The following is a 23194-nucleotide window of genomic DNA, read 5'->3' on the forward strand; positions in this document are numbered from 1 at the left end:
GATGTTAGAAGTTATTGACAAAGCTTTAAGAGATTATCAAATGAAACGAGAACAGTTTTTTGAGATTAACAATCAGACAGTACAAGAAGGTGCCATTGTTTTCACAGGAGATTCTATCGTTGAGTTTTTTCCTTTAAAAAAACATTTAGGACGTGACTATCCTTTAGTTAATAGAGGAGTAGCAGGATCAGATACTTATTGGCTTTTAGAAAACTTGAGAACCCAAGTATGGGAACTATTACCATCCAAAGTATTTATTTTAATTGGAACAAATGATATTGGTTTAGGGCATTCACAGTCAGAAATCATAGCTAATATCACGGATATAATTGCAGAAATTCGTGCGGAATCTTATATGACAGAGATTAATATACTGAGTGTTTTACCTGTTAGTGAAGAAGATGACTATATAGAGCGTGTCAAGGTAAGAAATAATCAAGCAATAAAAGCTTTAAACAAAACCTTATCAGTAATTTCTGGCATTAATTATATTGAATTGTATGATTTATTAGTTGACGAAAAAGGTCAGCTTGCTAGCAGTTTTACAAAAGATGGTTTGCACCTAACAGATCAAGCCTATGCTAAAATTTCTGAAACGATAAAACTCCACCTTTAAAAGTGTTTAGATACTATTTTTAAGTATTTAAATACACAGAATTAGTGAAAAGACCTTCTAAGTAGAAAGTTCATGTCACGGATAGTACCAGTATTTGGCGAATCAATGTCAGTAACTGGTCTTTTTTAATATTATGATAAGAAAAAACAAGAGGGGTAAATGATGGTAAAACAAGTATTTCCAAAAGGTTTTTTATGGGGCGGGGCAACTGCTGCCAATCAATGTGAAGGAGCTTACAATGTTGATGGACGTGGCCTAGCAAATGTAGATGTTGTTCCTACTGGAGAAGATCGATTTGCAATTATTTCAGGACAAAAGAAAATGTTTGATTTTGAGGAAGGATACTTTTATCCAGCAAAAGAATCAATAGATTTTTATCATCATTATAAAGAAGACCTTGCATTACTTGCAGAAATGGGTTTCAAAACCTATCGTATGTCAATAGCATGGACGCGTATTTTTCCAAAGGGTGATGAGCTATATCCAAATGAAGCTGGTCTTCGGTTTTATGAAAATATTTTTAAAGAGTGTCGTAAGTATGGTATTGAACCTTTGGTAACCATCACACATTTTGACTGTCCTATCTACCTTATTAAACATTACGGTGGGTGGCGGAGCCGTAAAATGATTGGTTTTTATGAGCGCCTTGTACGAGCTTTATTTACTCGTTTTAAGGGGTTAGTTAAATATTGGTTGACCTTTAACGAAATCAATATGATTTTACACGCTCCTTTTATGGGCGCTGGCTTATATTTTGAAGATGGTGAAAATCAAGAGCAAATTAAATATCAAGCAGCTCACCATGAGTTAGTGGCTTCGGCTATTGCAGTAAAAATTGCTCATGAAGTTGATCCAAATAATCAAATCGGATGTATGTTAGCTGCAGGTCAATACTATCCAAATACGTGTCATCCACAAGATTATTGGGCTTCGATGCAAAAAAATAGAGAAAATTATTTTTTTATTGATGTGCAAACGCGTGGCAAATACCCTAATTATGCTAAAAAATATTTTGAGCATTTAGGTATTTCAATTCAAATGACAGCAGAAGATCTTGCTTTGTTAAGAGACTATACGGTTGATTTTATTTCATTTTCTTACTATTCAAGCCGAGTAGCTTCAGGTAATCCAACTGTCAGTGAACAGGTTCAAGAAAATATTTTCGCATCTCTTAAGAATCCTTACTTGAAATCTTCTGAATGGGGATGGCAAATTGATCCGCTTGGATTACGCATTACCTTAAATGCTATCTGGGATCGTTATCAAAAACCGATGTTTATTGTTGAAAATGGACTTGGAGCAGTAGATATTCCTGATGAGAATGGTTACGTAGAAGATGATTATCGTATTGATTACCTCCGTCAGCACATTGCTGCAATGAGAGATGCTATATATGTAGATGGTGTTAATCTAATTGGCTATACTACATGGGGATGTATTGATTTAGTATCTGCAGGAACTGGTGAAATGGAAAAACGCTATGGTTTCATTTATGTTGATCGCAATAATAAAGGAGAGGGAACACTCAAGCGTTACAAGAAAAAATCGTTTTATTGGTACAAGAAGGTTATTGCAAGTAATGGCAGTCAAATAGAATAAAGAGCAGACTAATAACTGTTAACTCTCTTTTTCTCTTTCATAAAATAGTGTATAATAATTGAAAGAAATTAAGATTAATAAGGAGATTTCATGAAATTTGAAAAACGGCAGGTCTATTATGTTGTCATAACATTTGCTATTTGCTATGCTATACAGGCTTATTGGGGAGCTGTTTCTAATATTTTAACTACGCTTCATAAGGCAATATTTCCTTTTTTGATGGGAGCTGGAATTGCCTATATTATTAATATTGTAATGTCAGTCTATGAGCGATTATATATAAAGCTTTTTAAAGGATCTAGACTATTAATGGCAATCAAGCGTAGTGTTTCTATGATTTTATCCTATGCAACTTTTATTGGTTTAATTGTCTGGCTATTTTCAATTGTCATTCCAGATTTGATTTCTAGTTTGAGTTCTTTATTGGTTATTGATACCGGAGCACTTGCTAAATTGGTTAATAATCTCAATGAAAATAAACAAATTTCTGAGGCTTTAAATTATATGGGAACAGATAAAGACTTAGTTTCTACTTTAAGTGGTTATAGCCAGCAGATTTTGAAGCAAGTTTTATCTGTTTTAACAAATTTACTAACCTCAGTTTCCTCTATTGCGGCAACACTTCTGAATGTTTTTGTTAGTTTTATTTTTTCAATTTACGTTTTGGCAAACAAGGAGCAGTTGGGACGTCAATTTAATTTGTTAATTGATACCTATTTAGGTTCAACAGGCAAAACATTCCATTACGTTCGTCATATCCTTCATCAACGTTTCCATGGTTTTTTTGTAAGCCAAACTTTAGAAGCTATGATTTTAGGAAGTTTGACGGTTATTGGTATGTTGATTTTCCAATTTCCTTATGCTTTAACAGTTGGGGTTTTAGTTGCTTTTACAGCTCTAATACCGGTTGTGGGAGCCTACATTGGTGTTACAATCGGTTTCATCTTAATTGCTACTGAATCGCTTACTGAAGCATTCTTGTTTGTTCTTTTCTTGATCCTTTTACAACAATTTGAGGGAAATGTCATTTATCCGAAAGTTGTCGGTGGATCGATTGGACTGCCTTCTATGTGGGTTTTAACGGCTATTACTATCGGAGGTGCTTTATGGGGGATCTTAGGCATGTTACTTGCTGTTCCTGTTGCAGCTACTATCTATCAGATTGTAAAAGATCATATTATCAAGCGACAAACGCTTAGAAATCGTGCACGAACCTATCGTTAAATAAAAAATACTTAGATTTTTCATCTAAGTATTTTTTATTGATTTAAAACATGAGTTTTTGATTGGTTTACGAATATTATGACTGGAGGTGTTTTATGTACCATATTGAATTAAAAAAGGAAGCTTTACTACCAAGAGAACGCCTAGTTGATTTAGGCGCAGATAGATTGAGTAATCAGGAGTTATTAGCCATTCTCTTACGTACAGGTATTAAAGAAAAACCTGTTCTTGAAATTTCAACGCAAATTTTAGAAAACATAAGCAGTTTAGCAGATTTTGGTCAATTATCCTTACAGGAGTTGCAATCCATTAAAGGAATCGGTCAGGTTAAATCCGTCGAAATAAAAGCTATGCTAGAACTAGCAAAACGGATTCACAAAGCTGAATATGATCGTAAAGAGCAAATTTTAAGTAGTGAACAATTAGCGAGGAAAATGATGCTCGAATTAGGGGATAAAAAACAAGAACATTTAGTAGCTATTTATATGGATACACAAAATCGTATTATCGAACAGAGAACTATTTTTATTGGTACTGTACGTCGTTCAGTAGCAGAGCCAAGAGAAATTCTACATTATGCTTGTAAAAACATGGCAACTTCTTTGATTATTATACATAATCATCCCTCAGGTTCTCCAAATCCCAGTGAAAGTGATTTAAGTTTCACTAAAAAAATAAAACGATCATGTGATCATCTGGGAATTGTCTGCCTAGATCACATCATCGTTGGAAAAAATAAATATTATAGTTTTCGAGAAGAAGCAGATATTTTATAAATAATGAACTATTTATCGCTGCTGGTTCATGAAATAAAGTAAAGTTTGTAATTCGCTTGTTAAATCTACATACTGAACAATGATATCTTTTGGTAATGTTAAATGAACTGGAGAAAAACTCAAGATGCCTTTTATACCTGCTTTGACTAAGATGTCAGCAACTTCTTGGGCTTCTGTACTAGGTACTGTTAGGATAGCAGTTTCAATATCACTATCTATTAAATGGTCATTGATAGTCGAAATACCGTAGACAGGAATGCCATCCTCGGTTGTTTTACCAACTAAATCATTGCTATCTAAATCAAAAGCCATTGAAATTTGCATTTTATTGCGATCGTGGAAACGATAATGCAAGAGAGCTCTACCGATATTTCCACATCCCACCAACATAACATTTGTTGTAGAGTGATCGTTCAATATTTCTGCAAAGAAGTTCATAAGTTTTTTGACATCATAACCAAAACCACGGCGTCCTAGTTCACCAAAATAAGAAAAATCACGTCGAACAGTAGCAGAATCGATACCTAGGGCATCTGCAATTTGTTTGGAACTAGCTTTTTCGATGCCATCAGTATTAAAACGTTTAAAAATACGGTAGTACAGTGATAAACGTTTAGCAGTTGCTTTAGGAATAGACTTATCCATAATCACAAAATTATCTCCTTGTTAAAAATTTTATTATTCGATTTAGAATTAGTTATATAACTTAATTCTTCACATCTCTATTGTACAAAAAGATTGTGAAAGTGACAACAAAATGGTTCGCAAAAAGACCACTAAAATGTTAAAAATAGTGGTCGATAAATTATTTTGCAGTTTTCGTAAAGATATCACGCTCAACAAGGCTGTCCATTAAGAAATAAAATTTGTCTTGAAGAATTTTATGATCGGTAGATTTAAAGATATTTACTATTCTAAGGCCAGATTTATCAGTAATTAAGAGCTTAAAACCAGAAAGTTCTTTATTGATTGTAATCTTTAGAGGAAAGCCATCGCCAGAATTAGGTACTGTTTCTAGGAGACGCTCTAATTCATAATTACCTAAGCGATTTTGAGTGAATGTAGTATCGCGTAAGGTATATTTTTTAATGTTCGGGCTGATAGTATAAATGTAATTGCAGTCTGGAAGATTTATTTCTTTTTCAAATGCCATATTAATCTCCTATAATTTTTCTTAAGGTTTTAGCTAATTTAAGAATTTCTTCTTGGGTATTTAGTTCTGAAAAACTAATACGTATTGATTCATTTAGACGTGGTGAGTTGGCTCCGTACAAGCTTGTTAAGACATGGCTAGGTTCGACTGTTCCTGCAGTACATGCAGAACCTGTTGAAACTGCGAATCCAGCTAAATCTAATTGTGTCAATAACAAGCCATTATTCTGTCCAGGAAAACCTATATTAAGTACATGAGGTAAGCAGTCTTGACCGTTATTAAGATAGAAGTCAAGGTCTGAAATAGCATCTAAAAAGGTCGTTCTCAGCTGACTAATGTGAGTCCAATTTTTAAGGGTGTTAGTCGTAGCATCAGTAAGAGCTTGAGACATTCCAGCAATACCAATTATATTTTCAGTTGAAGCACGCCTTTTTTCCTCTTGGTCTCCACCATGAAGTAGACTATCAAAGTGATGGGGAGCACAGTAAAGTATCCCAACACCTTTTGGACCGTGAAATTTATGGGCAGAAGCAGCTAAAAAGTCAATTCCTAAAGAATGAGGATCAAGTTCCATTTTGCTAAAGACTTGAACGGCATCAACGTGAAAAACAGCTTGGTGGTTCCTGAGAAGCTGACCAATCTCTTGAATTGGTAAAAAGTCCCCGGTTTCATTATTAGCAAACATGAGAGATACCATAATAGTATCATCTCGTAAAGCTTCTTGAACGTCTTTTGCAGTAATTTGTCCATGGTTTGGTTTTAAGTAAGTAATATCAAAACCAAATCGCTCTGATAAGTAAGTCATAGTATGTAGGACTGAATGATGTTCAATTTCAGAGGTAATAATATGTTTACCTTTTAGCTGATTTGCAAGAGCATACCCTTTGATAGCTGTATTGTTGCTCTCAGTTCCCCCAGAAGTGAAAATAATTTCACGTGAATTAACATTTAGATATTCAGCAATAATTTGTCGACATTCACGTAAAAGTTGATTTGCTTGACGCCCAAAGGTATGTATACTAGATGGATTACCATAGTTACTTGTCATGACATTGGTCATTTTCTCAATAACAGATGGGGTTAGAGCGGTAGTAGCAGCATTGTCTAAATAAATCATCAATTAATCCTTCTTATCTGAACGATATGAAAATAATGGACTTAAAGGTTTTCTTTCATGGATACGGATAATAGCATCTGCAATGAGATGGCTAGCTGTCAGATATTTAATATTGCTAGGAATACGCTCTTTAGATAAAACAGAGTCTGTTACGATAATTTCTCTAATTGGTGCAGACTCTAAAATATCAGCTGCGCCGCCAGCAAAAAGCCCATGACTAGCAACAGCATAAATCTCAGTTGCTCCACCACGTTCTAAAATTTTTGCAGCTTCGGCAAAGGTTTTTCCTGTATTTAAAATATCATCAATAATAATAGCTTTCTTACCTTCTACCTCACCAATAATATAGCCTTCTTCACGTTCAGAATCATCTTGTGCATAATCAATGATAGCAATTGGAGAGTCAAGGTATTCTGCCAAACTACGAGCACGCTTGATTCCAGAATTTTTAGGACTAACAACGACGACATCTTCACCAGAGAGACCGAGTTGATTATAGTGTTCAGCAAATAGTGGGACAGTAAAAAGATTGTCAACTGGGATATCGAAGAACCCTTGTACTTGTACTGCATGTAAGTCGAGGGTAAGAACTCGATCAACTCCAGCTTTAACTAACATATTAGCGACCAATTTTGCAGTAATAGGTTCACGAGATGCAGCGATGCGGTCCTGACGAGAGTAACCAAAATAAGGGACTACGATGTTAACAGTATTAGCACTTGCACGTTTGCAAGCGTCAATCATAATGAGTAATTCCCAGAGATTATCATTGACTGGGAAGCTTGTAGATTGGATGATATAGATATCGTCACCGCGCACCGTTTCCTCAATATTAATCATAATTTCGCCATCAGAGAATTGACGTGATGACATCTTACCCAAAGGAATTCCTGAAGCTTGGGAAATTTTTTCAGCAATTTCTCTATTAGCGGTTAATGAGAAAAGTTTGATTTGTTTATCGGCGTATTGTTCTGCCATGAGATAGATGACTCCTTTAGATTGATACTAATAGTTTACCAAAAAAATAGAAAAAATTCACGATAAGAAACATGAAAATGCTTGCAATAACAATGTTGAGGAGAGATAGTATGAGATTTTAAGTTCTTGCTTAAATGAGAATTATAAAAGAGATTGGAAAATCCAATCTCTCAACGTTAGTTATTCTTTAAAGTAGCAGAGAATCTAGCCACCTTACTTTTGGCGTATTTAAAATTAATATTATTTTCCTTTAAAAACTGGTCGAAATCTCTTTTCCCTTGTTTAGGTTGTTTGACTTCTAACTCAAGTTCATAATCTTTAATATCAGCATATATATTGCTGTCTAGAGCCATTAAGCCGATTGAAGTTTCCATCTCTCGTCTTGTTGTTGTAAGTTGTCCAAAGACAACTAATTTGGTTGGATCAACTCCCTTTTCAAGGATTAAAGAAGCAATCTCAGTATCTTCAGGGAACTGGCCATTTTTAACGATATATTTAGCTTCTTCTAAAGTAAGGCCATGATTGTGCTCTAAATTTCCCACTTCTCTAGGGATTTTTAGTGTTAGTTCGGCACGGTTAGGTAACGTTCTAATACGAAGTGACATTCGGTGTGCTTTCATTTCAAATGTTTCTGTGTCAAAATAGTAATTGGTTTGAGTAATAGGTTGAACATGAGAAAATAAGCTTGTTAGACGATTAAATTCGTCTTTATTCAATAGAGTTTTGTATTCAATTTCTAGGTGTGTCATCTTATCACTTCCTTTTCCTAAATATGGTATAATATTAATTGTTGTGTTAATTTTATAGAAAAAAAGTTTATTTTACAAGAGAGTACATTAAATATTTTGGAGGATTAGAATGTCAATGGATTGGGAAACATTTCTAGACCCTTATATTCAAACGGTTGGTGAATTAAAAATAAAGCTTCGTGGTATTCGTAAACAATTTAGAAAGCAAAATCGTCACTCTCCAATAGAATTTGTTACTGGACGCGTAAAGTCGGTTGAAAGTATTCAAGAAAAGATGGTTTTACGTGGTATTTCAGAAGAAAATCTTGCTCAGGACTTGCAAGATATTGCAGGTCTTCGTATCATGGTACAATTTGTAGATGACGTTGATGAAGTCCTTGCCTTATTGAGAAAACGTCATGACATGACAGTGGTTCAGGAGCGAGACTATATTACCCATATGAAATCTAGTGGATATCGTTCATATCATGTCGTTGTAGAGTATCCTGTAGACACAATAGATGGACAAAAGAAAGTTTTAGCAGAAATACAAATTAGAACTCTGGCTATGAATTTTTGGGCAACCATCGAACATTCATTAAATTACAAGTATCAGGGGGACTTCCCTGAAGAAATTAAACAAAGACTGGAGAAAACAGCAAAAATCGCTTTAGAATTGGATGAAGAAATGCGTAAGATTCGCGAAGATATTCGTGAAGCACAGCTTTTATTTGATCCTTTAAATCGAAAATTGAGCGATGGTGTAGGAAATAGTGATGACACAGATGAATTTTACAGATAGAGCAACACGTGTTGCTATAATTGCTAACGGAAAATATCAAAGCAAGCGTGTAGCCTCAAAGCTCTTTGCTGCTTTTAAACATGATCCTGATTTTTATTTATCAAAAAAGGATCCTGATATTGTCATTTCTATTGGTGGAGATGGTATGCTTTTGTCAGCCTTCCATATGTACGAAAAACAACTGGATAAAGTAAGGTTTGTCGGTGTTCATACAGGACATTTAGGGTTTTATACAGACTATCGAGATTTTGAAGTTGACACATTAATTAATAATTTGAAAAATGATGAAGGTGAACAAATCTCCTATCCCATTTTGAAAGTAACTATTACCCTTGAAGATGGTCGAGTTATTCGTGCGCGTGCTTTAAATGAGTCTACTATTAAGCGTATTGAAAAAACAATGGTAGCGGATGTTGTTATTAATCAAGTGGTATTTGAAAGGTTTAGGGGAGATGGCATTTTAGTTTCTACACCAACCGGTAGTACTGCTTACAATAAATCACTAGGGGGGGCAGTACTCCACCCAACGATAGAAGCCTTGCAACTAACAGAAATTTCTAGTCTTAATAATCGCGTCTATCGTACCTTGGGGTCATCGGTTATCATCCCCAAAAAAGATGCTATAGAGATAGTTCCTAAACGAGTTGGTGTCTATACAATTTCTATAGATAACAAAACGGTCCATTACAAAAATGTTACCAAAATAGAATATAGTATTGACGAAAAAAGTATTAACTTTGTTTCAACTCCAAGTCACACTAGCTTTTGGGAACGTGTTAACGATGCTTTTATCGGAGAACCTGAACATTGAAATTTGAATACATAGCAGAAGAAAGGTGCAAAGTTAAAACACTTTTGAAAAGTCATGATGTTTCAAGGGGGTTATTAGCAAAGATTAAGTACAGAGGTGGTAAGATTTTTGTCAATGGTGAAGAGCAGAACGCTATTTTCTTATTAGAGATTGGCGATGTTGTTACGATAGATATTCCTGACGAGCCTTCTCACGAAACTTTGGAACCAGTACCTCACGATTTAGATATTGTTTATGAGGATGATCATTTTTTGATTTTAAATAAACCTTTTGGTTTCGCTAGTATTCCTAGCTCTATTCATTCAAATACAATTGCTAATTTTATAAAACACTATTATGTGTCTAATAACTATGCCAATCAGCAGGTCCATATTGTGACCCGGTTGGATCGAGATACAAGTGGATTAATGTTATTCGCCAAGCATGGTTATGCCCATGCTCGTCTAGATAAACAACTTCAGGCTAAAGCAATTGAAAAAAGGTATTATGCATTAGTATCAGGGAGTGGTGATTTAGCAGATAGTGGTGATATTATAGCTCCTATTGCACGAGATGTTGATAGTATTATTACGAGGCGAGTCCATGAATCAGGCAAATATGCACATACTAGTTATCAAGTAGTTGCTCGTTATGGTGATGTTAGATTAGTGGATATCAAATTACATACAGGGCGTACTCATCAAATTAGAGTTCACTTTGCTCATATCGGCTTTCCTCTTTTGGGAGATGATTTGTACGGAGGACGTATGGATCTAGGAATAAACAGGCAAGCATTGCATTGTCATTCTTTGTCTTTTTACGACCCTTTTATGGGAAAAATAAATAAACAGACGCTAGACTTGACAGATGACTTTGACAGCGTTATCATGGAATTACATTAATTTAGAAATAGAAGGTTTTATATATATGCGTTCCTTATTTGGTGGTTTAAGAGAAAAAGTTGCAAGTGATTATGTTAAGATTGTTTTCCCTGAGGGAAGCGATGAACGTGTATTACGTGCAGCAGCTCGTTTGAAATTTGAAGGTCTTGTGGATCCTGTTATTTTAGGTAAGGCTGACGAAGTTCACGATTCTTTGGCAAGACTTGGTTTTGTTGATCAAGATTATAGCGTTATTGACCCTGAACAATACGAAAAATTTGAAGAGATGAAAGAAGCTTTTGTTGAGATTCGTAAAGGCAAAGCTACTATGGAAGATGCAGATCGTCTTTTGAAGGATGTTAACTATTTTGGGGTTATGTTAGTAAAACTTGGTTTGGCAGATGGTATGGTATCAGGGGCCATTCATTCAACAGCTGATACTGTACGTCCTGCTCTTCAAATTATTAAAACAAAACCAGGAATTTCACGCACTTCAGGTGTATTCTTGATGAACCGTGAAAGTACACAAGAACGTTATATTTTTGCTGACTGTGCTATTAACATTGATCCTAATGCACAAGAGCTAGCAGAAATTGCAGTAAATACTGCGGATACAGCCAAAATATTTGATATTAATCCCAAGATTGCTATGCTTAGTTTTTCAACAAAAGGAAGTGCAAAAGCGCCTCAAGCTGAAAAAGTTCAAGAAGCAGCTAAAATTGCCAAAGATTTATCTCCCGAATTAGCTGTTGATGGAGAATTACAATTTGATGCAGCTTTTGTTCCGGAAACTGCAGAAATTAAAGCTCCTAATAGTGATGTTGCTGGAAAAGCAAATGTTTTTATTTTCCCAGACCTTCAATCAGGAAATATTGGCTATAAAATTGCACAACGTTTGGGTATGTTTGAAGCAATCGGACCGATCTTACAAGGATTGAATGCTCCAGTAAATGATTTATCACGTGGATCAAGTGCTGAAGATATTTACAAACTTGCTATCATTACAGCTGCTCAAGCTATTGATGAGAAATCAAAATAAGTTATAAAACGAGAAGGATTTTTCCTAGCTCGTTTTTCTATATACTAGAGGAGGAGTATTTATGATATCACGTAAAGTTGCGCTTGTGACGGGGGCATCTGCTGGTTTTGGTGCAGCTATTGTTACTAAATTAGTTTCAGATGGTTATAGCGTTATTGGTTGTGCTCGTCGAATGGATAAATTAAAATGCCTTGGAGAAAAGTTTTCAGAGGGTTACTTTTATCCACTTCAAATGGATATTACAAGTAGAGAATCGGTTGACAAAGCTTTAGAAAGTCTGCCTAAAAATTTGCAATCAATTGATTTGTTGGTTAATAATGCAGGTTTAGCACTTGGATTGGATAAATCATATGAAGCTGATTTTGAAGATTGGATGACTATGATTAATACTAACGTTGTAGGATTAATTTACTTGACACGATGCATTTTACCGAAAATGGTAGAAGTTAATAGAGGGTTAATTATCAATTTGGGATCAACCGCAGGAACAATTCCTTATCCAGGAGCTAATGTCTATGGCGCATCAAAAGCTTTTGTAAAACAATTTTCTCTCAACTTGCGTGCCGATTTAGCTGGAACTAAAATCAGAGTTACTAACCTAGAACCCGGTTTATGTGAAGGGACAGAATTTTCAACTGTACGTTTCAAAGGAGATCATAAAAGAGTTGAAAAACTTTATGAAGGTGCGCATGCAATTCAAGCAGAGGATATTGCTAATACCGTGTCATGGGTTGCTAGCCAACCAGAACACATTAATATTAATCGCATAGAAATAATGCCAGTCAGTCAAACTTATGGACCTCAACCTGTTTATCGTTATTAAAATAGTAAAGACCAGGAAACGCTTTAATAATTTCTGGTCTTTTTATAGATAAGTGTTGTTTTTTTAACTTAATCTGCTATAATGAGTTCAGCCATTTTTTTGACTAATATTATTTAATCGGAGGGTTGGCAGAAATGCAACATGTCAATCATTCTTCTTTTGATAAAGCATCAAAAGCAGGATTTATTATTGCTTTAGGCATTGTTTATGGAGATATTGGTACAAGCCCACTCTATACGATGCAATCATTGGTTGAAAACCAAGGTGGTATTTCTAGTGTCACAGAATCGTTTATCTTAGGTTCTATATCTTTAATCATATGGACCTTGACACTTATTACAACTATCAAGTATGTGCTTGTAGCTTTAAAGGCGGATAATCACCACGAAGGTGGTATTTTTTCTTTATATACCCTTGTTAGAAAAATGACACCTTGGTTAATTGTTCCGGCTGTTATTGGAGGTGCAACCTTGTTGTCAGATGGAGCTTTGACGCCAGCTGTAACCGTAACTTCAGCCGTTGAAGGATTAAAAGTAGTTCCTAGTTTGCAGCATATTTTCCAGAATCAGAGTAATGTTATTTTTGCGACCTTGTTTATTTTACTGTTACTTTTTGCCATCCAAAGGTTTGGAACGGGTGTTATTGGGAAATTATTTGGGCCAATTATGTTTATATGGTTTGCCTTTTTAGGTATTAGCGGTCTCCTTAATAGTTTTGCCCATCCAGAAGTTTTCAAAGCAATTAATCCATACTACGGTTTGAAATTGTTATTTAGTCCAGAGAATCATAAAGGTATTTTTATTTTAGGATCTATTTTCCTGGCGACAACGGGGGCAGAAGCACTATACTCTGACTTAGGTCATGTTGGGCGTGGAAATATACATGTTTCATGGCCGTTCGTTAAGGTTGCCATTATACTTTCTTATTGTGGGCAAGGGGCATGGATTTTAGCTAATAAGAACGCAGGAAATGAATTGAATCCCTTTTTTGCTAGTATTCCTTCGCAATTTACAATGCATGTCGTTATTTTAGCTACTTTGGCAGCTATCATCGCTTCACAGGCACTGATTTCTGGATCATTTACCTTAGTTTCTGAAGCTATGCGACTAAAAATATTCCCACAATTTCGTTCAACTTATCCTGGTGACAATATTGGTCAAACCTACATACCTGTTATTAATTGGTTCTTATTTGCCATTACAACCTCTATTGTTTTGCTTTTTAAGACTTCAGCGCACATGGAAGCAGCATATGGATTAGCGATAACAATTACGATGCTAATGACAACTATTTTACTGTCTTTCTTTTTAATTCAAAAAGGAGTAAAAAGAGGTTTAGTCTTATTGATGATGATTTTCTTTGGTATTTTAGAGGGAATCTTCTTCCTTGCTTCAGCTGTTAAATTTATGCATGGAGGCTATGTTGTTGTTATTATAGCAGTAGCAATTATATTCATCATGACTATCTGGTATAAAGGTAGTAAAATTGTTTCGCGTTATGTTAAGTTGTTGGATTTAAAAGATTACATCGGACAATTAGATAAACTTAGACATGATCATCGTTATCCGATTTATCATACTAACGTTGTTTATTTGACAAATCGTATGGAGGGAGACATGATTGATAAGTCTATCATGTATTCTATCCTTGATAAGCGCCCTAAAAAAGCACAAGTTTATTGGTTTGTAAACATTAAGGTCACTGATGAACCTTATACAGCTGAGTATAAAGTTGACATGATGGGAACCGACTTCATTGTGAAGGTAGAACTTTACCTTGGATTTAAGATGCGTCAGACTGTGTCACGCTATCTTCGTACGATTGTAGAAGAATTACTTGAAAGTGGACGTCTGCCTAAACAAGGAAAGACATACAGCGTTAGACCTGATAGTAAAGTAGGAGATTTTAGGTTTATTGTCCTTGATGAACGTTTTTCAAGCAGTCAAAACCTAAAACCTGGTGAACGATTTGTTATGCTAATGAAATCATCTGTAAAGCATTGGACAGCAACACCAATACGATGGTTTGGTCTACAATTTTCCGAAGTTACAACAGAAGTAGTTCCTTTGATTTTTACAGCTAATCGAGGTCTACCAATTAAAGAAAAAATTGAACTTACAACAACTGGAGATTGATTAATAAAAGGCGCTGGAATTAAACCAGTGCCTTTTAGTTATTAGTTTTCTTTTTAGAGTGACGAGTGGATTATAGTTCAAAATCATCGTTAGAGATAGAAGCACCAGACGTGACATCAGACCATCCAACGATAGCTTGACCGGATTCTTTTAAATACCCCTCTAATAGTGGTTTAATATTATGGACATGTTCAATATAACCAACTAGTTGCCCACTATCATTTTCTAAGCGTTTATAAGATTGTACTAGAATATAATCTTGTGATGCGCCAGGTAAGAGTAAATGTAGCTCTTTCGCTTTTTTCTCTATTAGACTGTTTTGAACCCATTTGTCTATAGGATATTCTTCTTCAGGATAAATATCAAAAGGATCTTCAGGTTTATGGTTCGAATAAATTGTTTGACCGTCCTTATTATGCAATCTAAAACGATATGGGAGATGGTTAAATAAGTCAAAATTTAGCATATAGTGAAACTCGGTCATTGTTTTGGAGAGTTCCGAGAACGTTTTAATATCGTTAGCCTCTGTTTTTGAGTTAGTCTGACTAATCGCTAAGTAGTTGGAGTCAATTACCAGATGAGGTATGCTAGTTTCTATATCATGGAATGCAAAGCTACCGTCAAAATCTGCATGATTGAGAGTTGAAATATCTGTAATGATTTGAATAGAAAACAAATAATTAAAGTAAGTCTTTAACGTAATAAAGAAATTATTTTCAGATTCATTTGAGGCAAAAGCCACTATTTTCTTGGGTATTAGCATATGAACATGATAACGGTATTAAGAGTAAATTGCAATTGTTATGTTCTCTGAAGTGGTGATTGATGGGTAGAGAATAGATAAGAAAGTGAAGGCATTAATATTCAAAAAACTCTTTGTTTTTCTTAGCTTTATTTGATATAATAAGAACTGTTGATTGTCCTTTGACAACTAATATAAACAATTTAATTTTAATTCTAATGAATTAAATGGAGCACCTTGATTTAGCGGGGTGCTCTATTTTATGATAATAATCAAAGTAAGGAGATTTTAATGACTAAAAAGGGATGGCGTATTATGCCTGCCATAATTACAACGGCTATATTAGGTTTTTCAGGGATTCTTATTGAAACATCTATGAATGTCACTTTTCCGCTTTTGATGAAAGAATTTGGGGTTAACCCCGCTGTTATTCAATGGGTGACAACAGGAAATTTGTTAGCTGTTGCTGTGACTGTGCCTTTGTCAGCATTTATGATTAAAAATTTATCAGAGAGACAAATTTTTACATTGGCAAATGTGCTTTTTTTATCTGGTGTTTTAATTGATAGCTTTGCCCCTAATTTAGCTATATTGTTAGTAGGGAGAGTCTTGCAAGGTGTTGGGACAGGATTAGCCCTCCCTTTATTGTTTCATATCATTCTTACACAAATCCCGATGGAGCGTAGAGGACTAATGATGGGAGTAGCTGCTATGGTCACACTTTTAGCACCGGCAGTTGGACCTACTTATGGTGGTGTCATTTCAGGAATGTTAGGATGGAAGATGATTTTTATGCTTCTGGCACCAATACTTATCATATCTACCTTTATAGGTTTGGCTTCTATTCCCAAACGTCAAGTAAGAATTAATGATAAACTCAATTTTCCTGCCTTTGTCAGTTTAGGTATTGGCTTGGCAACCCTTCTTTTAGCTATTGAAAAGATGTCTATTTTTTACTTATTAGTAGCTATTGTTAGTTTTGTTATTTTTTACTATTTAAATAAACAGCTAGAATTTTTGAATTTGAATGTTTTTAAAGATAAAGATTTCTCAATCTTATTGTATGGCGTCCTGGCTTTTCAAATGATTCCTCTAGCACTTTCGTTCTTATTACCTAACCTCTTGCAACTTGTTTTACATCAAACTTCAACCAAAGCTGGTTTGTTTATGTTTCCAGGTGCAATAGCAGTAGTTTTTTTATCCCCTTTTGCAGGTTATCTCCTGGATAAAATTGGTGCATTTAAGCCAATTATGATAGGTATCTCCCTTTCTTTGATAGGTTTAATTGGTACAGCTATATTCATTCCTGCGAAGTTTGTTGTAGTACTTTTAGCCTTTGATATTCTTACTAAAATTGGTATGGGGATTGGAGCAAGTAATATGGTTACGACAGCTTTAACAAAACTAAAGCCAGCACAGTCAGCGGATGGTAATAGTATCTTAAATACACTACAACAATTTGCGGGAGCTTTTGCAACCGCAGTAGCCTCACAAATTTTTACCATCGGACAAGTAGCTATTCCGAAAAATGGAGCTATAATCGGTAGTCAATTTGCAGTTCTATTCGTTATCATTGTTGTTATCTTAGCTATTGTAGGATTAACTTATCTTCGAAAAAGAAAAGCAATATAATAAATGTAAAATCCTATAGAGTACTGCTCTATAGGATTTTACATTTATTTTGAAAAAACGAACATTATTCAAATAAATTGATCAAAAATTGACTAAAAATAAATAAAGTCTATAATTTAAAAAGGAAAGGTATGTTTTTACCTAGCGATGCTTTGTTATACAAAGTTATAGGAAGGTCATTTTACTCATTAGGAGAACCATTATGTTTAACGATATTCCTGTTTTTGATTATGAAGATATTCAATTAATACCAAACAAGTGTATTATATCTAGCCGCTCACAAGCTGACACAAGTGTCAAACTTGGAAACTATACCTTTAAACTTCCAGTAATCCCTGCTAATATGCAGACTATTATTGATGAAGAGGTAGCTGAAACATTAGCGTGTGAAGGTTATTTTTATATTATGCACCGTTTTAATGAAGAAGAAAGAAAACCTTTTATCAAGCGTATGCATGATAAAGGTTTAATTGCATCGATTTCGGTTGGGGTCAAAGACTATGAATATGACTTCGTGACAAGTCTGAAAGAAGATGCTCCTGAGTTTATCACTATTGATATTGCACATGGCCATTCTAACAGTGTTATAGAGATGATCCAACACATTAAACAAGAGCTTCCAGAAACTTTCGTTATTGCTGGAAATGTAGGAACGCCTGAAGCTGTTAGAGAATTGGAAAATGCAGGTGCAGATGCAACTAAAGTTGGTATTGGACCTGGTAAAGTTTGTATTACTAAAGTCAAGACAGGTTTTGGTACTGGAGGTTGGCAATTAGCTGCCTTACGTTGGTGTTCTAAAGCTGCTCGTAAGCCAATTATTGCTGATGGTGGTATTCGAACACATGGGGATATTGCAAAATCTATCCGCTTTGGTGCTAGTATGGTAATGATTGGTTCGCTGTTTGCTGGTCACCTTGAAAGTCCTGGAAAACTTGTGGAAGTAGATGGACAGCAATTTAAAGAATACTATGGCTCAGCTTCTGAATATCAAAAGGGAGAACATAAAAATGTTGAAGGTAAGAAAATTCTATTACCTGTTAAAGGGCGACTAGAGGATACTTTGACAGAAATGCAACAAGATTTGCAAAGTTCTATTTCTTACGCAGGAGGAAAAGAATTGGATAGCTTGAGACACGTTGATTACGTTATTGTTAAAAATTCTATTTGGAATGGTGATTCCATTTAAATTAAATCTTGAAATCTTAATTAAAAATGTTACAATAGTTATCTATCATACATAACAATTAAATATATGATTTACTTATTTATGCTGAGGATTGGCTTAGCGTCTCTACAAGACACCGTAATGTCTAACAATAAGTAAGCTAATAAATAGCTTGCCTGTTGGTTCATGTTAATGAAGCGATAAATTAGAGGAGATTTGTGTCCTCTGATTGAGGTAAGTTATTTTTTATTTTCTAAAGAGTGAAGGGGTTATTATGAAGTTATTGGAAGAACGTATTCTTAAAGATGGTGATGTTTTAGGTGAGAACATTTTAAAGGTTGATTCTTTTTTGACTCATCAGGTAGATTTTGAGTTAATGCAGGAAATAGGTAAAGTTTTTGCTGATAAATATAAAGAAGCCGGCATTACGAAGGTTGTTACGATTGAAGCATCTGGAATTGCACCAGCAGTGTACGCAGCTCAAGCATTGGGCGTACCAATGATATTTGCTAAAAAAGCTAAGAACATTACTATGACTGAAGGTATCTTAACTGCTGAAGTGTATTCTTTTACAAAGCAAGTTACGAGTCAAGTTTCTATTGTGAGTCGCTTTTTATCTAACGATGATACTGTACTCATCATTGATGACTTTTTAGCAAACGGTCAAGCGGCTAAAGGATTACTTGAAATTATTGGTCAAGCTGGAGCTAAGGTTGCTGGTATCGGAATCGTTATTGAAAAATCTTTCCAAGATGGGCGTGATTTGTTAGAAAAAACAGGTGTTCCAGTTACTTCTCTTGCTCGTATTAAAGCGTTTGAAAATGGTCGAGTTGTTTTTGCGGAGGCTGATGCTTAATGAAATTTAATGAGCAAAGTAACTCGCAAGCAGCACTTCTAGGCTTGCAACACCTGTTAGCTATGTATGCAGGATCCATTCTTGTACCTATCATGATTGCTAGTGCTCTTGGTTATAATGCTGAGCAACTAACTTATCTTATTGCGACAGATATTTTTATGTGTGGGATTGCCACCTTATTACAATTACAATTAAGTAAGCACTTTGGAGTGGGTCTTCCAGTTGTATTAGGGTGTGCCTTTCAGTCTGTAGCTCCTTTATCAATTATTGGTGCACAACAAGGTTCCGGCTATATGTTTGGAGCTTTAATTGCTTCAGGAATATATGTCGTTTTAGTTGCTGGCATTTTTTCTAAAGTTGCAAATTTCTTTCCTCCAATTGTAACAGGATCAGTTATTACTACAATTGGTTTGACATTAATACCAGTTGCGATGGGAAATATGGGTGATAATGCAAAAGAACCGAGCTTACAATCTTTAACTTTATCACTGGTAACGATTGGTGTTGTTTTATTAATTAATATTTTCGCAAAAGGCTTTTTGAAGTCAATTTCAATCCTTATTGGACTCATATCAGGTACAATTCTTGCAGCATTTATGGGCTTAGTTGATGCTTCTGTGGTAGCAGAAGCACCACTTGTACATATTCCGAAGCCATTTTATTTTGGAGCTCCTAGATTTGAATTTACTTCTATTTTAATGATGTGTATTATTGCAACAGTTTCTATGGTAGAATCAACAGGTGTTTACCTTGCGCTTTCAGATATTACAAACGATAAATTAGACAGTAAGAGACTTCGTAATGGTTACCGTTCAGAAGGATTGGCAGTATTACTTGGCGGCTTATTTAATACCTTTCCATATACCGGTTTTTCTCAAAATGTGGGACTGGTACAGATATCTGGGATACGTACGCGTAAGCCGATATATTTTACAGCTCTCTTCTTAGTTATACTTGGCTTGTTACCTAAATTTGGCGCAATGGCTCAAATGATTCCAAGTCCAGTTCTTGGTGGTGCTATGTTAGTTTTATTTGGTATGGTAGCACTTCAAGGGATGAAAATGCTTAATCAGGTTGATTTTGAGCATAATGAGCATAACTTTATCATTGCAGCCGTATCAATTGCAGCAGGAGTAGGTTTTAATGGGACAAATCTCTTCATTAGTCTTCCTAATACTTTACAAATGTTTTTGACAAATGGTATTGTTATCTCAACCCTGACAGCTGTTGTTTTAAATATCATTTTGAATGGATTGCCTAAAAAATTAATATGATACTTTTCTTTATTTATCAAAAAAGTTAATTTTTAGTTATTGATTTCATGATGAGAATATAAAAGAAAAACTGAGTAATAAATTACTCAGTTTTTCCTTTATTCATGGTGAGAAGTTTTTGTTTTATTTAACCAAGCATAGGCTAGGCCGATGAAAACGCCCCCTCCTATCCAGTTACCAAAAAATACAAGTGTCCATTGGCGGATAACGTTTAAAAGAGTAAAACCTTTAATATGTTCGATATGGCTAAAAGCAGCTAACATAAAGGATGCAAAATTAGCAATTAAGTGTTCGTTTGATAGAAAAACAAACATAAAAATAGCAGATAAAATAACCGTCATTTTTGCCGATTCTTCTTTTAATAACATGTAAGCAAGGATAGCTAAATTCACAAACATATTAGCAATAATACCTTCTAGGAAAGCTCCTGAACTAGGTTTTCCTAACTTTTTAGCAACGACATGCCCTAAAAAGCTATCATTTGTTAAATGCTGGAATGAGTACGATTGATTAAACAACCAAGCTAATATACAAGCACCAACGAGGTTGAAAAAAGTACAATAAATTAAAATTGTTATGGCTTTTTTCCAAGAGATATTTTTATTATAGGCTCCTGCAGTGAGATAAAGCATATTAGATGTCGCCAATTCACCATTAAATATTAAAACATAAATAAGTCCAAAACTAAAGATGAAAGCAAATACAAAACCTGATAGAGCAGGAGAAATTTTACCAATAGTATCAGCTGCGACGATACCGGCAGCAGTACTCATTGTCAAATAAGCCCCTGCTAGCATTGATCTCAAGGCGTAGCGTCCTAAACTCTCTTTATAAAGCGCTTCCTTTTTAGCGCAATTGTAAGCAATTTTTTCTTGAAAAAGTGACATAGTATATTCCTTTTATGTGATTTTATTAACTTGATTAAATCTTAAAAAGGAGGATCTTGATATCTTTTTAAGGTATCAGATCCTCAAAAGCGAGGAGATTAATGTTCAGAGGCACCAGAAGTGGCATCTGTGGCTTGATCAACGGGAGCATCCTCTGTGCTAGTTGAAGCGCTAGAAGTAGCGTCAACTGCTGAAGCTCCAGGAGCAGCAGTAGTTCCACCGACCAAACGTTGTCCAGTAGTTTGGAGGTACCAATCTAACCACGGTTTAAAGTTAAAGATAATTTCATTAATACCAGCATAAGATCCGTCTGGGTAGTACATAGCTTGATAGTTGTGAGTATTGATAACTTCTGGAGGTGTACCAGGAACGACTGTACGTACATATTCTTGATTTCCATTACGAAGAGTACCGATAACCCATTCAACATTTTTCATTCGTGCCGGTGGTAAACTACCATGAACTGTGGCCATACGGTTTCCTACTTGTTCACGAACACGTTTTCCTAACATTGTATCTGGATCTGGATGATTATTATTGTAATATAGAAATTGATTATTATCATCTGCATATGTTAGCTCAAATGGCATAGCATTTAAAAACATATTAAGTTGGTTAACAGTAAGTAAACCATTGTCTAGTTTAACGTAAGCATCCCCTTCAACGGCGTTAACTTTCTCGGCTGCCTTGTCTAACCAATCAGGATCATCTGGATCGATACCAGTAATGGTTGTATCGATTTGTCCCTGACAGTAGAGGTCTTCAGATTCAATAGCTTTAGGTTTTCTCAATGATGATACAACTCCTACATATTTGATAAAATTATCAAGACAAGTTTCTAAAAATTGAACAGTCCCAGGATTGATAATGTTTCCATTATCATCAAAGGCTTCTTTAGCTTTTCCTAATAAGAATTCATTTCCTGGAAGTGTGTAAGCATTAACGCCAGGAGCATCAAGGATTTTACGAAGGTGTATTTGAGCACGTGATGTGCCTTGATCATAATATGAAGCACCGACAATCATAACAGGTTTATTTTCGAGTGGATGCACAGCAAATGAGAGCCACTCAAGCACACTTTTAAGAGCGGCCGTAATAGTATGATTATGTTCAGGAGTGGCAATAATAACGCCATCAGCTCGTGTGATCTTATTATTAAGAAGACGAAGTTGGAAACTTTCTTCCCAATTTTGGACTTGATTAAACATTGGAATATCATCGATTTCAAGGACTTCCAATTCAAATTTGGTTTTAAAATTCTTGCGAATAAATTCAAGCAACATACGATTATATGATTGCTCTGCATTTGAGCCAACAATACCTACAAATTTCATCTTAGTTATTCCCTTCTATACTCTTATAAACTTTCCCAGTCAAAATTTTCTGCTTCTTTTTGAAGTAAATCACGAGCATTTGATAATTTACCAGTAATCTTAACAAAAAGACGAAAATCATCAAAGATAGCATCTAGCTTCTGACTTGTTTCGATATCGTGTAGGTTGCCATCTTTATCAAAGGCTTGGAGAGAGTGTGATAACAAGAATTCGTCAGGTAAAACACTTGCTTTTAGTTCAGGAGCGTTAAGTATTTGACGTAATTGTAATTGTGCACGTGATGATCCAAGTGTTCCATATGAAGCACCAGTAATCATAACGGGTTTGTTGAGAAGTGGGTAAATACCATATGATAGCCAAGCTAAAACACTCATTAAGGCCGAAGGTATAGAATGATCATATTCTGGCGTACCAATAATAACACCATCAGCTTCTTCAATTTTAGCAGCAATATCTAAAATTACTTGGGGAACATTTTTATCAGCAGGTTTATTAAATAACGGAAGGTCTTTAACTTCGATGAGTTCAATTTCTGCTTTGTCAGCAAAGTGTTGTTGCATGTATTGTAATAATTGACGATTTGTTGATTTATTTGAGTTAGTTCCAACGATGCCAATAAGTTTCATATTAGAAATCCTCTTTC

The 23194-nt window shown here is 35.0% G+C and carries 23 protein-coding genes and 1 riboswitch; of the genes, 14 read left to right on the forward strand and 9 right to left on the reverse strand.

Annotation, left to right across the window (positions count from 1 at the left end):
* Position 1 precedes the first annotated feature (1 nt).
* From EGX70_RS02015 to radC, 4 genes are all read left to right on the forward strand, one after another.
* Positions 2-616: an SGNH/GDSL hydrolase family protein gene (locus EGX70_RS02015; RefSeq protein ID WP_000895129.1), complete on the forward strand. Its 615-nt coding sequence runs from the start codon at positions 2-4 to the stop codon at positions 614-616.
* A gap of 159 nt (positions 617-775) precedes the next feature.
* Positions 776-2215, forward strand: a complete 1440-nt coding sequence (locus EGX70_RS02020) for a 6-phospho-beta-glucosidase (RefSeq protein WP_000989485.1) — start codon at positions 776-778, stop codon at positions 2213-2215.
* Positions 2216-2305: 90 nt separating this feature from the next.
* Positions 2306-3439: an AI-2E family transporter gene (locus EGX70_RS02025; protein ID WP_000667241.1), complete on the forward strand. Its 1134-nt coding sequence runs from the start codon at positions 2306-2308 to the stop codon at positions 3437-3439.
* 95 nt (positions 3440-3534) lie between these two features.
* The gene (radC, locus tag EGX70_RS02030; protein ID WP_000274752.1) at positions 3535-4215 is read left to right on the forward strand and encodes a DNA repair protein RadC; all 681 of its coding nucleotides are present in this window, start codon (positions 3535-3537) and stop codon (positions 4213-4215) included.
* 12 nt (positions 4216-4227) lie between these two features.
* Here radC and EGX70_RS02035 read toward each other — a convergent pair whose 3' ends face one another.
* From EGX70_RS02035 to EGX70_RS02055, 5 genes are all read right to left on the reverse strand, one after another.
* Positions 4228-4866: a redox-sensing transcriptional repressor Rex gene (locus EGX70_RS02035; protein WP_000605176.1), complete on the reverse strand. Its 639-nt coding sequence runs from the start codon at positions 4864-4866 to the stop codon at positions 4228-4230.
* Positions 4867-5020: 154 nt separating this feature from the next.
* Positions 5021-5368, reverse strand: a complete 348-nt coding sequence (locus EGX70_RS02040; protein WP_000863499.1) for a DUF1831 domain-containing protein — start codon at positions 5366-5368, stop codon at positions 5021-5023.
* A 1-nt stretch (position 5369) separates the two neighbouring features.
* On the reverse strand, positions 5370-6485 hold the full coding sequence (locus tag EGX70_RS02045) for a cysteine desulfurase family protein (RefSeq protein WP_000639602.1): 1116 nt from the start codon (positions 6483-6485) through the stop codon (positions 5370-5372).
* Between the two features lie 3 nt (positions 6486-6488).
* Positions 6489-7463, reverse strand: coding sequence for a ribose-phosphate diphosphokinase (locus tag EGX70_RS02050; RefSeq protein ID WP_000840698.1), 975 nt, complete (start codon positions 7461-7463; stop codon positions 6489-6491).
* A gap of 176 nt (positions 7464-7639) precedes the next feature.
* On the reverse strand, positions 7640-8212 hold the full coding sequence (locus tag EGX70_RS02055) for a CYTH domain-containing protein (RefSeq protein WP_000149081.1): 573 nt from the start codon (positions 8210-8212) through the stop codon (positions 7640-7642).
* 109 nt (positions 8213-8321) lie between these two features.
* On the opposite strand from EGX70_RS02055, the gene EGX70_RS02060 reads away from it, so the two are divergent.
* The 6 genes from EGX70_RS02060 (at position 8322) to EGX70_RS02085 (ending at position 14661) form a co-directional block, all read left to right on the forward strand.
* Positions 8322-8993, forward strand: coding sequence for a GTP pyrophosphokinase family protein (locus EGX70_RS02060; RefSeq protein WP_000061344.1), 672 nt, complete (start codon positions 8322-8324; stop codon positions 8991-8993).
* The gene (locus EGX70_RS02065) at positions 8968-9804 is read left to right on the forward strand and encodes an NAD kinase (RefSeq protein WP_000192906.1); all 837 of its coding nucleotides are present in this window, start codon (positions 8968-8970) and stop codon (positions 9802-9804) included. The genes EGX70_RS02060 and EGX70_RS02065 overlap by 26 nt, the downstream gene beginning before the upstream one ends.
* Positions 9801-10685 carry an RluA family pseudouridine synthase gene (locus tag EGX70_RS02070; protein ID WP_000667471.1) on the forward strand — a complete coding sequence of 295 codons (885 nt, stop codon included), beginning with the start codon at positions 9801-9803 and terminating at the stop codon, positions 10683-10685. The genes EGX70_RS02065 and EGX70_RS02070 overlap by 4 nt, the downstream gene beginning before the upstream one ends.
* Before the next feature lie 25 nt (positions 10686-10710).
* Positions 10711-11703, forward strand: coding sequence for a phosphate acetyltransferase (pta, locus tag EGX70_RS02075; protein WP_001257100.1), 993 nt, complete (start codon positions 10711-10713; stop codon positions 11701-11703).
* A 61-nt stretch (positions 11704-11764) separates the two neighbouring features.
* The gene (locus tag EGX70_RS02080; protein WP_000625601.1) at positions 11765-12526 is read left to right on the forward strand and encodes an SDR family oxidoreductase; all 762 of its coding nucleotides are present in this window, start codon (positions 11765-11767) and stop codon (positions 12524-12526) included.
* A 134-nt stretch (positions 12527-12660) separates the two neighbouring features.
* Positions 12661-14661 carry a KUP/HAK/KT family potassium transporter gene (locus tag EGX70_RS02085; protein ID WP_001164949.1) on the forward strand — a complete coding sequence of 667 codons (2001 nt, stop codon included), beginning with the start codon at positions 12661-12663 and terminating at the stop codon, positions 14659-14661.
* Positions 14662-14731: 70 nt separating this feature from the next.
* Here the strand turns inward: EGX70_RS02085 and EGX70_RS02090 are convergent, their stop codons facing one another.
* Positions 14732-15403, reverse strand: coding sequence for a hypothetical protein (locus EGX70_RS02090; RefSeq protein ID WP_000853102.1), 672 nt, complete (start codon positions 15401-15403; stop codon positions 14732-14734).
* A gap of 291 nt (positions 15404-15694) precedes the next feature.
* Between EGX70_RS02090 and EGX70_RS02095 the strand changes: the two genes are divergently transcribed.
* The 4 genes from EGX70_RS02095 to EGX70_RS02110 all read left to right on the forward strand — a co-directional run bounded on the left by EGX70_RS02095 (position 15695) and on the right by EGX70_RS02110 (position 20330).
* Positions 15695-17035 (forward strand): MFS transporter, encoded by a 1341-nt coding sequence (locus EGX70_RS02095; protein ID WP_000162146.1) that lies wholly within the window; start codon positions 15695-15697, stop codon positions 17033-17035.
* 202 nt (positions 17036-17237) lie between these two features.
* Positions 17238-18221, forward strand: coding sequence for a GMP reductase (gene guaC / locus EGX70_RS02100; protein WP_000481327.1), 984 nt, complete (start codon positions 17238-17240; stop codon positions 18219-18221).
* Between the two features lie 55 nt (positions 18222-18276).
* Positions 18277-18372, forward strand: a riboswitch (purine riboswitch).
* Between the two features lie 102 nt (positions 18373-18474).
* Positions 18475-19056: a xanthine phosphoribosyltransferase gene (locus EGX70_RS02105; protein ID WP_000770389.1), complete on the forward strand. Its 582-nt coding sequence runs from the start codon at positions 18475-18477 to the stop codon at positions 19054-19056.
* Complete coding sequence (locus EGX70_RS02110; RefSeq protein WP_000671140.1) at positions 19056-20330, forward strand: nucleobase:cation symporter-2 family protein; 1275 nt, start codon at positions 19056-19058, stop codon at positions 20328-20330. Before EGX70_RS02105 ends, EGX70_RS02110 begins: the two co-directional genes overlap by 1 nt.
* Positions 20331-20428: 98 nt before the next feature.
* Here the strand turns inward: EGX70_RS02110 and EGX70_RS02115 are convergent, their stop codons facing one another.
* From EGX70_RS02115 to EGX70_RS02125, 3 genes are all read right to left on the reverse strand, one after another.
* Positions 20429-21217 (reverse strand): formate/nitrite transporter family protein, encoded by a 789-nt coding sequence (locus EGX70_RS02115; RefSeq protein ID WP_000051848.1) that lies wholly within the window; start codon positions 21215-21217, stop codon positions 20429-20431.
* A gap of 98 nt (positions 21218-21315) precedes the next feature.
* Complete coding sequence (locus EGX70_RS02120) at positions 21316-22551, reverse strand: NAD(P)H-dependent oxidoreductase (RefSeq protein WP_000673645.1); 1236 nt, start codon at positions 22549-22551, stop codon at positions 21316-21318.
* 23 nt (positions 22552-22574) lie between these two features.
* On the reverse strand, positions 22575-23177 hold the full coding sequence (locus EGX70_RS02125) for an NADPH-dependent FMN reductase (RefSeq protein WP_000766628.1): 603 nt from the start codon (positions 23175-23177) through the stop codon (positions 22575-22577).
* Positions 23178-23194: the final 17 nt, after the last annotated feature.

This window comes from Streptococcus sp. FDAARGOS_522, from assembly GCF_003812445.1.
In the GTDB taxonomy this organism is placed as follows: Bacteria; Bacillota; Bacilli; order Lactobacillales; family Streptococcaceae; genus Streptococcus; species Streptococcus agalactiae.

Coding starts and splice junctions, on each gene's coding strand:
- EGX70_RS02015 (WP_000895129.1), top strand. CDS start 2: ATGTTAGAAGTTATTGACAAAGCTTTAAGAGATTATCAAATGAAACGA.
- EGX70_RS02020 (WP_000989485.1), top strand. CDS start 776: ATGATGGTAAAACAAGTATTTCCAAAAGGTTTTTTATGGGGCGGGGCA.
- EGX70_RS02025 (WP_000667241.1), top strand. CDS start 2,306: ATGAAATTTGAAAAACGGCAGGTCTATTATGTTGTCATAACATTTGCT.
- radC (WP_000274752.1), top strand. CDS start 3,535: ATGTACCATATTGAATTAAAAAAGGAAGCTTTACTACCAAGAGAACGC.
- EGX70_RS02040 (WP_000863499.1), bottom strand. CDS start 5,368: ATGGCATTTGAAAAAGAAATAAATCTTCCAGACTGCAATTACATTTAT.
- EGX70_RS02045 (WP_000639602.1), bottom strand. CDS start 6,485: ATGATTTATTTAGACAATGCTGCTACTACCGCTCTAACCCCATCTGTT.
- EGX70_RS02050 (WP_000840698.1), bottom strand. CDS start 7,463: ATGGCAGAACAATACGCCGATAAACAAATCAAACTTTTCTCATTAACC.
- EGX70_RS02055 (WP_000149081.1), bottom strand. CDS start 8,212: ATGACACACCTAGAAATTGAATACAAAACTCTATTGAATAAAGACGAA.
- EGX70_RS02060 (WP_000061344.1), top strand. CDS start 8,322: ATGTCAATGGATTGGGAAACATTTCTAGACCCTTATATTCAAACGGTT.
- EGX70_RS02065 (WP_000192906.1), top strand. CDS start 8,968: ATGACACAGATGAATTTTACAGATAGAGCAACACGTGTTGCTATAATT.
- pta (WP_001257100.1), top strand. CDS start 10,711: ATGCGTTCCTTATTTGGTGGTTTAAGAGAAAAAGTTGCAAGTGATTAT.
- EGX70_RS02080 (WP_000625601.1), top strand. CDS start 11,765: ATGATATCACGTAAAGTTGCGCTTGTGACGGGGGCATCTGCTGGTTTT.
- EGX70_RS02085 (WP_001164949.1), top strand. CDS start 12,661: ATGCAACATGTCAATCATTCTTCTTTTGATAAAGCATCAAAAGCAGGA.
- EGX70_RS02095 (WP_000162146.1), top strand. CDS start 15,695: ATGACTAAAAAGGGATGGCGTATTATGCCTGCCATAATTACAACGGCT.
- guaC (WP_000481327.1), top strand. CDS start 17,238: ATGTTTAACGATATTCCTGTTTTTGATTATGAAGATATTCAATTAATA.
- EGX70_RS02105 (WP_000770389.1), top strand. CDS start 18,475: ATGAAGTTATTGGAAGAACGTATTCTTAAAGATGGTGATGTTTTAGGT.
- EGX70_RS02110 (WP_000671140.1), top strand. CDS start 19,056: ATGAAATTTAATGAGCAAAGTAACTCGCAAGCAGCACTTCTAGGCTTG.
- EGX70_RS02115 (WP_000051848.1), bottom strand. CDS start 21,217: ATGTCACTTTTTCAAGAAAAAATTGCTTACAATTGCGCTAAAAAGGAA.
- EGX70_RS02120 (WP_000673645.1), bottom strand. CDS start 22,551: ATGAAATTTGTAGGTATTGTTGGCTCAAATGCAGAGCAATCATATAAT.
- EGX70_RS02125 (WP_000766628.1), bottom strand. CDS start 23,177: ATGAAACTTATTGGCATCGTTGGAACTAACTCAAATAAATCAACAAAT.